Here is a 14,840-nt window from a genome sequence, read left to right on the forward strand (position 1 = left end):
GTTAGTTCTTTGGTCCTAAAAAAAATCCCGGTTTTGCGGAAAATATAATGCAATACCGCAAGAAAGGGAGTAAAATATAACTAATTGGATGTTATCGGAAAACTGTGATTTCAAAATATCCTGACTATATTTACGCTGGATTGGTAATGTCTCTACTATAGAATCAGGGGCCTACTCCGGTCTGGCCTGATTGAAGATGCAAAGGAGGTCCTCTTTATGTCAGAGCAGGAGGCATACGGCCATAAGGATCGGGACGGTCGTATGCTGTTACAGGACATGAGGCAATCCGGCGGAGAGTATGAAGATCCCGCCGCCTGGCTGAAGGAGACGGATATCGTGTCTCACGATTTCCCCTACGCCGCCAGCTTGATTGCCGAGAGTTTCAGGGAATGGCAAGGACAGGGAGTCCCCTCCTTCGCGAAGACCTGGAGCTGGTGTGTGCTGAATTATGAAGGTGATTGGATTGAGCCCGGCTCTGAACTCCGGCAGGGGCGCTGGAGTTCAGAGTGGGAAGAAGCGGCGGGAATCTGCCTGCAGACAGGCGGGATGTATGCTGCCGAGGTTCTGGAGGAAGGACAAGCCTATACCCATCTGGCTTTGCCGGTATTTACGCGCGGGCACCGGGAAATATTTGCCGTGCTTGGCTGCAGAATGCCTGCGGAGCAGTATGAGTCGGGAGGGAAGCATACGGCTGAAGCCATGTCGATGCATTTCCAGACCTGCTTTTATCACCGGTTTGAGCATGTGTTTGTCTCGGATCTTGCGGGGATTCATCTGCATGCCGAGCGTGAGGGCAGCCGCCGTTCGCTGCTTTTTCAGATTGTCCAGCGCATGCATGACAACATTGATGTAGACGCCGTACTGACGGAAGTCATTGACAGTATCGCTGCGATGTATCCGGGAGCACGGCTTGATTTGTTCATGTCCCAGGACCATCGCAGCACGCATCCTCAGGTCAAGCCGCTTCCGCTGACATGGGCAAATAATGATGTCTGTGCCCGGGCCTTCAAGGATGGGCGGGTTACGCTTCATACCGGGAGGGAAGAGAACGGGACTGTGGAGGTAGGGCTTCCGCTGGGCGGCAAGCAGGGGGTATACGGCGTGTTTCACATGATTATGGACAAGGCGTCCTTCCATGAGCTGGATCTTAGCTTCCTGACCATGGTCGCGGATACCGCTGGTACAGCCTTCGAGAATGCGAAGCTGTACGAACGCTCCAACCAGCTGATCAGGGAGCTGCGCATGAGCAATGAGCTTACGCAGCGGCTGAATCAGAGCCTCAGGCTCGGCGATATTTTCCAGTTTGCTTTTGAAGAGCTGCTGGACATGTTCGAGGCGGATTATTGCTGTATTCTCCATATGAATGAAGAACGCGGCGGGCTTGAGGTGATAGCCTGCAATTATCTGCCGCTGCTGGGTGAAATATTGGATCGCAACCAGGGACTCGGCAGTAAGGTTTACGCTACGGGAGAGCCGCTGCTGCTCTCCGATTACAAGTATGCTGTAGGGCAGACTTCAACGCTGATGGATGCTACCGGCTCAGAGTCGCTCATTGCTACTCCGCTGAATGTGGGCGGGGAGGTGCGGGGAGCCATTATGCTGGCGCATAAGCAGGCCCACTTTTTCTCCTATGACAGCTACAGGCTGCTGCAGGCGATGGCCGGTCATATCGGGCTGGCTGTCGGAAATGCGAGGCTTCATGCGGAGGTGCGCCGCCTGGCGAACCGGGATACGCTGACCGGACTTTTCGCCCGCCACTATCTCGATGAAGAGATTAAGCAGCGGCAGTCCAGTGATTTTTGCGGAACCCTGATTGTGGTGGATATTGACCAGTTCAAGATGGTGAACGACACCTATGGACATCAGAAGGGGGACAAAATCCTGAAGCAGGTCAGCGACATCGTGAAGACCTCGATCCGTCAGGGGGATGTCGCCGCCAGATGGGGCGGGGAAGAGCTTGCGGTCTATCTGCCTCAGCTTGGAGTGCAGCAGGCCGTATTCGTAGGGGAGCGTATCCGCAAGCGTGTGATGGGAGAGACAGAGCCGCGTGTGACCGTGTCCTGCGGGGTCGCCGAGTGGAGCTGGACCGATGACCGGGTCAGTGTCGAATCTCTCTTTTACCGGGCGGACATGGCACTCTACGAAGCCAAGAACAACGGGCGAAACCAGGTAGTGATCGATAACAAAAACGTTGAGAACAATTCGAAGAATCCTTGGGCTTAGGCCTTAAGGATTTTTCTTTTGAATGGACATCGAAGCTTAAGCGTCACCTTGTAGGGGTGTTTTGCATCATCCGGCGTATAAGCCCAGCATTCAGGGAGACCCTAGGTAGAATACAGCTGCACTCTACTTTTTGCGGAAAGGGCATGATGGCCATGATGAACTTACGACGCGTCCGCACGGAATTTCTTGCACTGCTAATGCTATCTAGTCTTGTATTTAGCGGGTGCACAGTGATGAAGGACAAACCGGCTGCGGAGGATTTGAATCTGGTAATGGCGGGGATGGATGGCACTGATGGGGTGTCCTTCGAAGGAGCGGCTGCGCTGCTGATCGACGGAAAGACGGTCCCGGAATCTTCGCTCTACTATGGAGGGAAGACCATGGATCACAACCAGATCAGCCTCTATTCTCTCCTGCCTGACGGCGGACAACCAGCTCCTGCAGCGGAGTCCGGTCCGCATTCTCTGAAGCAGGGCACAGGTGATGCGCCAGTCTACTATACTCGGATGGTGAAGGAAGACGGGAAATGGACGATGAAGCAGGCCTCTCCGGCCCTTGGCGGCAGCAATCCGCTGGAGGCGCTGAATCCGCTGCGTCAGCTGGAGGAGCTGGAGAAGATGGGCAAGAAGGTGACGGAGGAAGCGGGCAGCGCCAGAGGGACCCGGGTCCTGCGGATTGAATTAACGGCAGAGGAGGCGCGCAGACAGCTCTCGGCAGAGCTTGCACAGAAGATGCAGGCTATTAAACCGGTTGCCAGAATAGACGCTGCTGCGCCTGCTGACACTCACGCTAAGGCACTTGCGGCTAAGAGCGCACTTTGGGAACAGAAGCAGACAGAGCTGCAGCAGAGGCTGAACCAGGCGGATATCCGCACGGTATATTATCTTAAGGTCGACCCGAAGCGGAATCTGCCTACCCGGCTGACCTCGAACCGTACCCTCACCTATCCCGGCAAGGCCGGAGCGACCACGGAAGAGACCTATATTACACAGGTGGATTTCTACGGTTATAAGTGAGCGGTTCTCTTCCCGCAGATGGCTTGCGCTCTATGGCAGGCGTGCTACAATATAACGGTATGTTTATTTTCAGTAAGAGGAAGGAAGAGAGAGACAGATGAATGATCCCCGGATTCAAAAGCTTGCGGCGAACCTTGTTGGTTACTCCGTAAACGTACGGCCTGGCGAGAACGTGCTCGTCGAAATGATCGGCAGTGAACGAGATTTGATCAAAGCCGTTGTGGAGGAAGTGGGGAAGGCCGGAGGCCGTGCATTTGTGCAGCTGACTGACCGCACTGTTCTGCGCAGTATGCTCAAATATGCAACACCTGAAGGAATCAAGACCTGGGCGGAGATCGACCTGAACCGTATGAAACAGATGGACTGCTATATCGGCATCCGTGCCGGTGAGAATGTCAATGATCTGTCCGATGTGCCGGAAGAGAACATGAAGCTCTACAACTCCCTGTATTCCCACCCTGTACATAGCGAGCAGCGCGTCAAGCACACCAAATGGGTGGTGCTGCGTTATCCTAACGCCAGTATGGCCCAGCTCGCCAACACGAGCACAGAGGCCTTTGAGGACTTTTACTTCGAAGTCTGCAACCTGGATTATGCCAAAATGGACAAAGCCCAGGATTCGCTGGCTGAGCTTATGCGCAGAACCGACAAGGTGCGTATATTAGGTCCCGGAACAGACCTTACATTCTCCATCAAGGGAATCGGGGCGGAGAAATGCTCCGGCCAGAAAAATATTCCGGACGGAGAAGTGTACAGCGCGCCTGTCCGCGATTCCGTGAATGGAACGATCAGCTATAATGCCGCATCAATCTATAACGGGGTTACCTTCGAGAATGTGAAGTTCACATTCGAGAACGGCCGGATCGTAGAGGCTACCAGCAATGATACCGCACGCCTGAATGAAATTCTGGATTCCGACGACGGCGCGCGCCATATCGGTGAGTTCGCCATCGGCTTCAACCCTTATATTCTGCATCCGATGAAGGATATTCTGTTTGATGAGAAAATTGCCGGCAGTCTGCACTTCACACCGGGCCAGGCGTATGATGTGACGGACAACGGCAACCGTTCGTCCATTCACTGGGACCTCGTGCTGATTCAGCGTCCTGATTACGGCGGCGGCGAAATTTACTTCGACGATGTGCTGATCCGTAAGGATGGAATTTTTGTGGTGCCGGAGCTGGAAGGTCTGAATCCGGAGAACCTGAAATAAAATGATACAAAAGCGGTGATTCCAAAAGCACGTAATGCCTGTTTCCAAGAAACACCTTGCGTGAGTAAGCGGATTCAATGTATCATGGAATTGGTAACAAGTGAACATAAGTTTATAATCAAGTTGCGGAGGGATTCCTATGTCCAACAATGCGGCAATCGTGGATATTGCACAGACAGCAAGCCAATTTAATTCATCTATCGTTCTTCAAGCGGACAACAAGTACATTGATGTTAAGAGCATCCTTGGCTTGTTCACTACTCTGGTATCCAGCCAAAGCTACGAGCTGCATGTACATGGCACAGATGCCGAGGAAGCTAAGAAAGCCATGAGCGAAGTTTTTGCCAAACACAATCTGAATTTTACAGTAGTAGCAGAGTAATTCCAGTTTCTTCTCAGACGTCCGGCCTTGCGGCTGGGCGTCTTTGCTGTGCAGCGGGGTGATTTTGCAGGAACTTCAGGAATAACCCAAACTGAAATCTTGTATTAGGTCCTAATTTCGACTAATATTAAGAATAATAAGCAATCGCTGCTGTAACTTTTGGACATGGGGGGGAAAATGCATGACTTCATCGGATTTGCAGGAACAGCTCAATATCAAAGCAATCAATCTTCTTCAAGAAGATGCCGATAAAATTCAGAAGCTCATTGAAGTACAGATGGAGAATTTGGCAACCCGTTACTGCCCTCTCTATGAGGAAGTGCTGGATACCCAGATGTACGGCTTCTCCAGAGAGGTCGATTTTGCGGTCAGAGCGGGGCTCGTGCCGGAGCTTACCGGTAAGCAGGTGCTGAGCAAGCTGGAACGTAATTTGGCCGTACTATACGAGGCACTGAACAAGAAGGCTGAGGAACGGGAGATGTAAGTCCCGCTCATTCATAGAAAACGCACATGAAAGACCCGGGGGTCGATCATGTGCGTTTTTTTATAAAAATATAAGAATGTATAAGCTGTGCGGCTGCTTCACACCAGATAGAACGATACGCCGAGAATCATGTAAACCGCCAGCAGCAGGAGACCTTCGTACCAGTTGGTTGCGCCGTCCTGAATAATCGATTTGGCGATGAACACAGATACGGCAATCGCTACAATCTCAATCGTGGTGAAGACAATCGACATGGTGTTGCCCATGAAGTAACTGGCGAAGATCAGCACAGGGGCGACGAACAGGGCAATCTGCAGACTGCTGCCTACGGCAATCTCGACTGCGGCTCCGATCTTGTTCTTCATGGCGAGCATAATGGCAGCGCTGTGTTCTGCGGCGTTACCGATAATCGCTACAAGGAATGCCCCGACGAACAGCTCGCTGAAGCCGAAGCGTTCGGTGAGCGTCTCCAGCGTTCCGACCAGCCATTCACTGACGAAGGCGACCATCACGGTGGCAAGGACGAGATAGAGGATTGAACGGTTCCGGGACCAGACTGGAGCATGCTCATTCGGCAGCTCTTCCGCCGTATCGTCCGTAACATCTGCCAGATACTTCTTGTGTGTGATCATGGAGAAGACCAGCCAGGCGAGGTAGGCGGCAATCAGCAGGCCGGCGACGACAAGACTAAGCACATTGGTGTCTTTCTCGGTGATGGAATGCGTGTTGAAGAACATGGCCGGGACGAACAAGGCGATGACCGCAACGATCATCAGCGAGCCGTTCAGACCGGCGAGCGTGACATTGAAGTTCTGAACCTTGAACTTCATGCCCCCGGCAAATATACTTAATCCGAGGACGAGTAGCAGGTTACCGATGATGGAGCCGGTCAGACTCGCTTTGACCATGTCAAACAGTCCTTCCTTGACCAGGAAGAAGGCGATGATCAGTTCGGCTGCATTGCCGAAGGTTGCGTTCAGGAACCCTCCAAGCCGCTGCCCGGCGTAGTGGGCTACACTCTCGGTGGCCCGGCCGAGGAAGCCGGCCACGAAGATGACCGAAATCGCAGACAATATGAACTGAAGCGTATGATCCCAGTTCGCGTAATGCCCGATGGCGCTGAGGATGAAGCTGATGACCAGCAGCGCCGGTGAGATCCATTTTTTCAAGGGTAAGCACTCTCCAGTCTCTATATGTAGGTTGAATTCATAATCAATATACCCAAATTGTTCCTGGCTGTAAACGGGGGTGAGAGAAAGTCATTTGCTTTTTAGCCTGCTTTGGAATTACAATAATTGATAATGAGAGTAGGGGGGATATGGCATGGCAGAACAGCTTCAACTGGAATTGGGTAATATACGGATATCGAATGACGTTGTCTCAAAAATTGCCGGCCTGGCCGCGCTTGAGACTCCCGGAATTGCAGCCATGTCTGGCGGTTTGTCAGAGGGCTGGGCAAAGCGCCTGAGCGGCAAGAACGTGCAGAAGGGTGTTACTGTCGAAGTTGGCCAATTGGAAGCTGCAGTAGACTTACGCATCATCGTACTGTACGAAACGCCGATTCATGAAGTGTGCCGCATGCTTCAGCAGAATGTCCGCGAGGCTGTGGAGAGTATGACCGGGCTTCACATCGTAGAGGTTAACGTGAAGGTCGAAGGCGTAGCCTTCAAGAACGACGAAATTTCTTAAGCACAATTAACTTAGGCATCCATGCAAAAGGCAGTCCGGATTTATTCCGGACTGCCTTTCTATTTGGCTCAACCTTCATCTGTATGCAGGTTGCCTCTTAGCGTGCGCGTGTGCCTGCGCTTCTGTTGTTCCGCACCTGTCTGACCGTAGTCACAGACTTCACCACTTCCTCTTTGGCTGGACGGTTGGTCTCCCGTGAGATGCTGAGCATAATCCCCATGCAGAGCATCGTGACGAGCAGGGAGGAGCCACCGTAGCTGATGAAGGGCAGCGTAACGCCTGTAAGCGGAATCGTATTGGTCACACCACCGATGTTGATGAAGGCTTGAATGGCGATCAGGCCCATGATTCCGATACCGACCAGTGTACCGAAGGGATCGGTGCACCGCAGTGAAATCAAAATCCCTCTCCAGATGAAATACAGATAAAGCAGCAGGAACAAGGCGGTTCCGACAAAGCCGAGCTCCTCACCAATGACCGCGAAGATAAAGTCAGTATAAGGGTACCGCAGATAATGTAGCTTCTGAATACTCTGCCCGAACCCGGAGCCTTGTGTTCCACCTTCACCGAGGGCGATCAGGGACTGCATAATATTATATCCGCTGCCCTCGGAATTGGCCTGCGGGTCGAGGAAGGCTTCAATACGGCCCTGTCTGTAATCCTTCTGAAACTCTGCCTTCTCGGTTGGCGGGGACAAGGAGTCGATGGCGGCCTTTGCGCCTATGACGAGGGCCACCCCGAGAATCAGCAGACCGATCGATCCCATGATATGCTTCATGCTGGCGCCGCCGGCATAGATGACAAGACCGCTGGTCGCTACAAGAATGAGGCAGGAACCCAGATCGGGCTGCATCATAATCAGTCCGGCGACAATTCCGACGATAATCATGACCGGGATATACCCTGTCCGCAAATCGCGCAGGCGTTCGCCTTTTTTGGTGATCAGGGCAGCCAGGTAGAGAATGATAGAGATCTTGGCCAGCTCGGTGGGCTGAATCCCAAGGGTCCCGATGCTCATCCAGCTCTTGGCGCCGTTAATTCCCTCGGTGGTTGCTACGAACAGCAGCAGGACGAGGGTAATCACGAAGATCGGAGCATACCACTTCTTGAACTTGCTGTAGTGGATATTCATTACGACGAACATGATGAAGCTGCCCAGCATGGCCCAGACCAATTGTCTTTTTACGAAAAAAAACGCATCATTGCTGAATTTGCCGCTGGCCAGGGTTAAGCTGGAGCTGGAGCTGAATACCATAAGCAGGCCGAAGCCTACGAACAGCAGGGTGAGAATGAGTAACTGGAAATCGGGCGTTCCTCTTTTGGGCGGGCTGGCCTTGGCGGCCGTCTTTCCCTTCGCGGTACTCAAGCTTCCAGCAGCGCTTTCAAATCACCGATATGCTTCCGGGCTGCCTCAAGCACAGGCTGAGGCACCGGAGATTCATATTCCAGTCCGTGGGGGAATGTGGCCTTGCCGAGATAGACGGCTTCAATCGCCAGCACCGCGTCTGACTTCTCCAGCTTCCCCTCCACAGCACGGGTATTGATGCGCAGGAAGTATTCTCCGCCATCCTTGCGGTCTTCTATCTTGCAGTCATAGGTCGCGCGGTAGTATTCCCATTGCCATCTGATGAATCCTGCCTTTGCTGCACTTTCGTCGAGATAAAGAAGGTCGCTCTTTAATCCTTCGAGACCCGTGTTCTCAAATATCATAGCGCACAACTCCCCTTAATGAAGTATAATGATTCATTTGTAATTAAAATTTGTTATTGTTCTTCCTCATGATAGTCTGTTTCCCGGGGTTGTGCAAGGTAGAACGGGCTGATCGATACCCACTTTTTTGTGTTTCTGCTACAATAAAAGAAAGTTGGCAGGCTGCAGAGCGGGCAGAGCTTACGGGCTTGTCCTGATGGCTATCCGCAGGATGCTGCCAGAGAAGGGAATGGAGAGTTATGGAGAGGTTAGAGACCAGGGAGCTGTTCCCGGAAATGGTCAAATGGCGCCGCCATCTGCACCGTCATCCGGAGCTGTCCTATCAGGAGAAGGAGACCTCCGCTTATGTCGGGGCAAGGCTCACGGAGCTGGGGATTGAGGTCCGGCGGAGTGCAGCAGGCTACGGATTGACAGGCATACTTAAGGGCCGGGAGTCCGGCAAAACGGTAGTCCTGCGTGCCGATATGGACGCGCTGAATATTACGGAGGAGAGCGGCCGGGAATATGCTTCACAGCATTCCGGTGTCATGCACGCCTGCGGGCATGACGGGCATACCGCCATGCTGCTGGCTGCGGCGGCGTATTACAGCTCCCGCCGGGAGGAGCTGAAGGGGGAGATCCGCTTTCTGTTCCAGCCGGCGGAAGAGGTCTGTCCCGGCGGCGCAGTGGGCATGATTGCGGAAGGTGTGCTTGCGGGTGCGGATGCCGTCTACGGGCTGCATCTGTGGACGCCGTTCCCGCTCGGGACGGTAGGCAGTGCTCCGGGGCCGCTGATGGCTTCGGCCGATGAGTTCTTCATTGATCTGACCGGCCAGGGAGGACACGGCGGCATGCCGCACCGCACAGCAGACAGCATTGTGGCCGGTGCGGCACTGGTCACCGGGCTGCAGACGATTGTCAGCCGCAACGTTGATCCGCTGCGTCCGGCCGTAGTCAGCGTGGGGACGATTCAAGGCGGTTCGGCCCAGAATATCATTGCCGAGCGCTGCCGGATTACCGGGACGGTGCGGGCATTTGATGAAGAGACACGTCATCTGATCCGCCGCCGCATTGAAGAGTTGGCGGCGTCTATAGCCGCAGCCTATGGTACGGAGGCGAAGGTGGACTATCTGATGGGGTACCCGCCGCTGGTGAATGACGAGGCGGAATATGAACGTTTTGCCCGTGTTGCCCCTAAGGCGCTTGGGACAGATGCCGATGTGATGCTGATGGAGAAGATTATGCCGGCGGAGGACTTTTCCTATTATGTTCAGGAGATTCCCGGCTGCTTCATCTTCGTCGGTGCGGGCAATGCGGCCAAGGATGCTGTATATCCGCATCATCACAGCAAATTTGATTTCGATGAGGATGCCATGCTCTATGGCTTGAAGCTGCTGGTAGGTATGGCCGACTCCTGTCTGAATGAGTCAATTTCCGTATAAATGTTACCGTTACAGGAAAAACTACTCTCAAATGCCACGCTAACGTGGACAGGAGGGTTCATTCTTGAAGACTGTCAAAGAAGTGATGACCGCGCAGCCGGTGTCGGTTACTCTGCTGGACAATATCTATGAGGTTGCCGTCGCTATGAGAGATAGCGGGACGGGCTTCATTCCGGTGGTAGATTCGGCTGACGGGGCAACGCTGATTGGTGTGATTACAGACCGCGATCTGGTCATCCGCGGGTACGCAGCCAAGCACCCCGGCTCAACAGCCGTGGAGACTGTCATGAGCCGGGAGGTCCTATCCATTGAGGAGTCCGCCTCTGTGGAGGAAGCGGCAGAGCTGATGGCCTCCGCGCAGATCCGTCGCATTCCGGTAACGCAGGGCAAGAAGCTGACCGGAGTAGTCTCTTTAGGTGATTTGGCAGACAAGAGAATGTTCGCAGATGAGGCTGCTGAGGCGCTTCATGAAATCTCGCAGCGCCAGCAGCTGCATTAATAGAATGACGAATGGCTCATATCCGGTTAGGCGGAGGTGGGCTTTTTCGTTGTAGGGAGAATGTGGATGCTGGCAGCGGGATGGAAGGTGAAAAGAGAGGGATAAATCCCTTTGGTTCGGATGAGTATAGCCCGATTGAGTTCACCAAGCAAGGGTCGAATGAGCAAATGAGGGGCAGTTGTGCTCCTAGTATACTGGATGCCAACAGAAGTAGGGCAATAGAGATTAGATACAAGGAGGGAACAGGATGAGCGGAGCAGGGGCGGGGCCATGTATCATTCGGAATGACCGGACAATTCTGCTGGAATGCGGACATCCAGGATTTGAGGAGGCGCGGACGGTTCTAAGCGGATGCGCCGAGCTTGTCAAAAGTCCCCCAGCTTACCATACTTACCGGATCACACCGTTGTCCCTATGGAACGCCGCAGCCGGGGGACAGACAGCGGCAGAGGTCATTGAAGGCCTCCGCAGGCTGTCCAGGTGGGGCATTCCTTCCGAAGTCGAGGGGGAGATGGAACTGCTGATGTCCCGTTACGGAAGCTTGCACCTGCATGCGGATGAGACTGATTCACAGCTTGTCAGGTTAACCGCTGACCGGACGAGTCTGCTGGATGAACTGGACGATTCTCAGGAACTGAAGGAGCTGGGCCTGTGCCGGGCCGGGGAGCTGCATAGCCATTGTCCGAAGATGAACCGGGGGCTGCTGAAGCAGGAATTGACCAGACTGGGTTATCCGGTCCTTGATTATGCCGGGTATCGGGACGGGCAGAAGCTGAAGTTAGCCTGGCGGGAGTCTCTGGGGAACAACATCCAAGAAGGCAGCAGCAGTGGGTTCGAGCTCCGGGATTATCAACAGGAGGCTGTCCGAAAGTTCCAGGGGACTGGAGGACATGGCGGGAGCGGAGTGGTCGTGCTGCCCTGCGGGGCAGGCAAGACTGTTGTGGGCCTTGCGGTGCTGGAGCAGCTGCAGTGTGAGACGCTGATCCTTACTTCGAGCACGACTTCTGTAGAGCAGTGGCGCGGGGAGCTGCTGCTGCGGACCTCGCTGAGCGAAGATGAGGTCGGGGAATACACGGGAGAGCACCGGGAGGTGCGTCCTGTAACCGTTGCAACCTATCAGATGCTCACTCATAGGCGCTCTAAAGGAGGAGCGTTTGTCCACATGAATCTGTTCCATGAACGGAACTGGGGTCTGATTATCTATGACGAGGTCCATCTGCTTCCGGCACCTGTCTTCCGTGCGACCGCAGATATTCAGGCTACGCGGCGGCTGGGGCTGACAGCAACGCTGGTCCGGGAGGACGGTCGGGAGGGTGATGTGTTCTCCCTGATCGGCCCGAGATGCTATGACCTGCCCTGGAAGGTGCTGGAGCGGCAGGGATGGATTGCAGCTGTCGATTGCGTTGAGGTCATCGTCCCGATGAACCAGAAGCTGCGGCAGCAATATCTGTATGCCGGGGCGAAGGAGCAATTCCGGCTGGCGGCGGGCAATCAGGCCAAGGCGCAGGCGGCAGCACAGATTGTTGAAGCGCATCCCGCAGCGGCGATACTGGTGATCGGCCATTATCTGGACCAGTTAGAGCAGTTGGCGGCGCTGCTTGCGGCCCCGCTGATCACGGGCAAGACTCCACAGAAGGAGCGGAACGCGCTTTACGCTGCGTTCAATGAAGGCAAGCTTCCGGTACTGATCGTCTCCAAGGTGGCGAACTTTGCTGTGAATCTGCCGGATGCCTCAGTGGCAATTGAGGTATCCGGCGCCTTCGGCTCCCGCCAGGAGGAGGCTCAGCGTCTGGGCCGCATTCTTCGTCCGAAGCCGGGGGATAACCGGGCGTATTTCTATACGCTGGTCACGGGAAACAGCCGGGAGCAGGATTTCGCTCTGCGCCGCCGGATGTTTCTGACGGAGCAAGGCTACGAATACGGGGTCCGGATGCTGGACCCGGCGGAAGGAGCTGTTTTCTGATGGAACTGAATCCCGCAGATCATATTAGCAGACTATCTTCGGACGCCTGTGAAGTACTGCTGCGGATAGCGGCAGAGCATGCGGCTTCGCCGTGTACAGCAGATTCTATAGAGCGTCTGCGGCCTGAATTCCTGTGCCGGGCCGAGCAGATGCTGGCCCTGGACGAATTGCTTCATGCAGGGATGCTGGAGCTGCGGCAGAAGGTGTGGGGCGAGCGGCTGTATCAGGTTCCTCAGCAGCAGTATCCCTTAATCCTGCAGAGCTTCTGGGCGGGTTGCCCGCAGGTACAGGCAGAGGGGACGGTGCGGATTGAGCATGCGGCGTGTTCAGAACTGGCAGGGGAGTTATTTCAAAGCCTGCTGTTCATAGCCCGGGAAGGCCTGCCGCTGACTTCTAAGGGAGTGATACATAAGAAGCAGCTCAGCAGGTTAGCCGGAAGGTTGTCCATACCGGAGGAGTCTCTTGCCCTGCTTGAGTCCTCCGCCGGTCACCAGAACTATCCGCTGCCGGTTACATTAATCATTGATCTGCTGAGCGCACTGGGGCTGATTACCCGCGACAATAGCGGGTATGCAATAGACAGACCTATGCTGCAAAGCTGGCTGACCCTTACTGCACAAGAGATGACGGATACGCTCTATACCTTGATCATCAGCCGGTACGGTGCTCCGCTGCCTGAAGAGCAGCATTTCAGACACTTGCTCTCGGCAACGGAGTTTTGTCCGGACGAGTGGTTTTCGGTAGAGCCTGTTCTGAGCTGGATGAGACAGAATGGTCTTGCCGGGGAGCAACCTGTACCGGGGAAGGCAGGGACAGACTCAGGGCTTAAGCAGGCAGCACTCGCCTGGATTCGCCTTCTGGCAGCCTTCGGCTGGTGTGAGCTAGGGTCTTCAGCGGAAGGGGAGGAATGCTTCCGCTGGAAGGCACTGAAGCCGCAGCTAACGGAGCGTAGCCTAGGAATAACCCAGCAGAATCAAGGGGGGACAGAGGAAGCAGATAGTGACGCAGAAACAAGCAGCAGCCCTAGAATATTTGTAAGCAGCTCAAGCACAGCGGAAAGCACCCCAAATACCGCTGCCAGCGGCACCAAACCACAAGATAGAGTCCAAACAACAGTATGCAGAAACCTAGGGCCAGTAGACTGTGACATAGAACCAGCAGGCAACAGCTCAGAACTTGCAGACCTAGACAGCGCCTCCGAAGCTCAAGACACCGTCCTTAGCCCGCAGAGTCCTGTAGCAGCTGAAACTGCGCAGAAGCCGCTGCCGCAAGCAAAGGCTTCTGCATCTCCCGGCTTCATTGTCCAGCCGGATTTCGAGGTGCTGGTTCCGCCCGAGGTCCCTTATACGGTGCGCTGGACGTTGGCCGGATGCGCAGAGCTGCTGCACCACGAGGATATCTGGAGCTTCCGGCTGACCCGGGAGCGGCTGGAAGCGGCAGCGGACCAGGGCTTCGCTCCGGGTGAGGTGATCTCCTGGCTGAACGCCCATGCCGCCGGAGAATTACCGGAGCAGATCGAACTGGCGCTCCGGCAGTGGGCCAGTTCGATCGGACGGACGGAGCTGGCGGAGGTTCTTCTGCTGTCCTGCGCCGGAGAGCAGGAGGGCGAGGATATCGCTGCCCATCCCCGGCTGCAGGATATCGTTACCCGGATCGGCCCGCTCCACTTCATCGTCCGGCCGGAGGCTGCCGGGCAGCTGCGTAAGGAGCTTGCCGCCGCCGGTCTCGCGCCGTCCGTGAGGGCAGGGAACCTGGACGGGCCTGCTCCCCATACCCAGCTGTTTGAACTGTCCGAGCCAGCGCAGCGTTACCTGCTTCCTGCCGCAGCCGGAGAACGGGGCTTGCTGGGAACAGGCCCGCCCCCGAAGCTCCTGCCGCTTGACAGCGGCGGCCCCCCGAAGCTGGAGCTGCCGGGTGAAGAGACCGTGCCGCAGATGTGGTTCAATCAGTGGAGGCAGTATCATGTCACCACAGCGCAAAAGGTAATGGAGCAGGCTCTAAGCTGGGGAATCAAGGTCCGGCTCTCCTATGGCGGCAAGGCGGCGGATTTCATTCCAGAGCGGATCAACGGACGTCCATGGCAGGTGCGGGGCATTCTGCTGCTTCCGGGGACGGAGACGGCAGAGGAGACAGAGCTTGCAGCGGAAGACTGGCAGGAAATTCAGCTGCTGCATCCGCTAAAGGGCAGAAATTCTTCTTCTGCTGAGGCGGGCGGATATGTTATGATAAGGTAGTCTATC

13 protein-coding genes are annotated in these 14,840 nt (G+C 55.0%); 10 read left to right on the forward strand and 3 right to left on the reverse strand.

All coding sequences use genetic code 11. The annotated features are described in order from the left end of the window. Positions 1-216: 216 nt before the first annotated feature. The 5 genes from NSS83_RS00065 to NSS83_RS00085 all read left to right on the forward strand — a co-directional run bounded on the left by NSS83_RS00065 (position 217) and on the right by NSS83_RS00085 (position 5,318). Positions 217-2,223, forward strand: a complete 2,007-nt coding sequence (locus NSS83_RS00065) for a sensor domain-containing diguanylate cyclase (RefSeq protein ID WP_341347454.1) — start codon at positions 217-219, stop codon at positions 2,221-2,223. A gap of 233 nt (positions 2,224-2,456) precedes the next feature. Next, a complete protein-coding gene (locus tag NSS83_RS00070) occupies positions 2,457-3,239 on the forward strand; it encodes a hypothetical protein (RefSeq protein ID WP_341347455.1) in 783 nt (260 codons plus the stop codon). A gap of 97 nt (positions 3,240-3,336) precedes the next feature. Next, the gene (locus tag NSS83_RS00075; RefSeq protein ID WP_341347456.1) at positions 3,337-4,452 is read left to right on the forward strand and encodes an aminopeptidase; all 1,116 of its coding nucleotides are present in this window, start codon (positions 3,337-3,339) and stop codon (positions 4,450-4,452) included. A gap of 139 nt (positions 4,453-4,591) precedes the next feature. Further along, positions 4,592-4,834 carry an HPr family phosphocarrier protein gene (locus tag NSS83_RS00080; RefSeq protein ID WP_036695008.1) on the forward strand — a complete coding sequence of 81 codons (243 nt, stop codon included), beginning with the start codon at positions 4,592-4,594 and terminating at the stop codon, positions 4,832-4,834. A gap of 181 nt (positions 4,835-5,015) precedes the next feature. After that, complete coding sequence (locus NSS83_RS00085) at positions 5,016-5,318, forward strand: YlaN family protein (protein WP_036695007.1); 303 nt, start codon at positions 5,016-5,018, stop codon at positions 5,316-5,318. A 98-nt stretch (positions 5,319-5,416) separates the two neighbouring features. On the opposite strand, the gene cax is transcribed toward NSS83_RS00085, so the two are convergent. Beyond that, on the reverse strand, positions 5,417-6,487 hold the full coding sequence (gene cax / locus NSS83_RS00090) for a calcium/proton exchanger (RefSeq protein ID WP_341186289.1): 1,071 nt from the start codon (positions 6,485-6,487) through the stop codon (positions 5,417-5,419). A gap of 154 nt (positions 6,488-6,641) precedes the next feature. On the opposite strand from cax, the gene NSS83_RS00095 reads away from it, so the two are divergent. Beyond that, a complete protein-coding gene (locus NSS83_RS00095) occupies positions 6,642-7,007 on the forward strand; it encodes an Asp23/Gls24 family envelope stress response protein (RefSeq protein WP_036695005.1) in 366 nt (121 codons plus the stop codon). Between the two features lie 97 nt (positions 7,008-7,104). On the opposite strand, the gene ftsW is transcribed toward NSS83_RS00095, so the two are convergent. Both ftsW and NSS83_RS00105 read right to left on the reverse strand, forming a co-directional pair. Next, positions 7,105-8,373: a putative lipid II flippase FtsW gene (gene ftsW / locus NSS83_RS00100; RefSeq protein WP_341347457.1), complete on the reverse strand. Its 1,269-nt coding sequence runs from the start codon at positions 8,371-8,373 to the stop codon at positions 7,105-7,107. Next, positions 8,370-8,717 (reverse strand): YugN family protein, encoded by a 348-nt coding sequence (locus NSS83_RS00105; protein WP_341347458.1) that lies wholly within the window; start codon positions 8,715-8,717, stop codon positions 8,370-8,372. Before NSS83_RS00105 ends, ftsW begins: the two co-directional genes overlap by 4 nt. Before the next feature lie 239 nt (positions 8,718-8,956). Here NSS83_RS00105 and NSS83_RS00110 point away from each other — a divergent pair, with 239 nt between their 5' ends. The 4 genes from NSS83_RS00110 (at position 8,957) to NSS83_RS00125 (ending at position 14,834) form a co-directional block, all read left to right on the forward strand. Next, complete coding sequence (locus NSS83_RS00110) at positions 8,957-10,138, forward strand: amidohydrolase (RefSeq protein WP_341347459.1); 1,182 nt, start codon at positions 8,957-8,959, stop codon at positions 10,136-10,138. A gap of 64 nt (positions 10,139-10,202) precedes the next feature. Beyond that, positions 10,203-10,637 carry a CBS domain-containing protein gene (locus NSS83_RS00115; RefSeq protein ID WP_341186285.1) on the forward strand — a complete coding sequence of 145 codons (435 nt, stop codon included), beginning with the start codon at positions 10,203-10,205 and terminating at the stop codon, positions 10,635-10,637. Between the two features lie 247 nt (positions 10,638-10,884). Then, the gene (locus NSS83_RS00120; RefSeq protein WP_341347460.1) at positions 10,885-12,600 is read left to right on the forward strand and encodes a DNA repair helicase XPB; all 1,716 of its coding nucleotides are present in this window, start codon (positions 10,885-10,887) and stop codon (positions 12,598-12,600) included. Beyond that, a complete protein-coding gene (locus NSS83_RS00125) occupies positions 12,600-14,834 on the forward strand; it encodes a helicase-associated domain-containing protein (protein ID WP_341347461.1) in 2,235 nt (744 codons plus the stop codon). The genes NSS83_RS00120 and NSS83_RS00125 overlap by 1 nt, the downstream gene beginning before the upstream one ends. The last annotated feature ends 6 nt before the right edge of the window (positions 14,835-14,840 follow it).

The sequence above is a fragment of the Paenibacillus sp. FSL H3-0469 genome, assembly GCF_038051945.1.
Lineage (GTDB): Bacteria > Bacillota > Bacilli > Paenibacillales > Paenibacillaceae > Paenibacillus_AQ.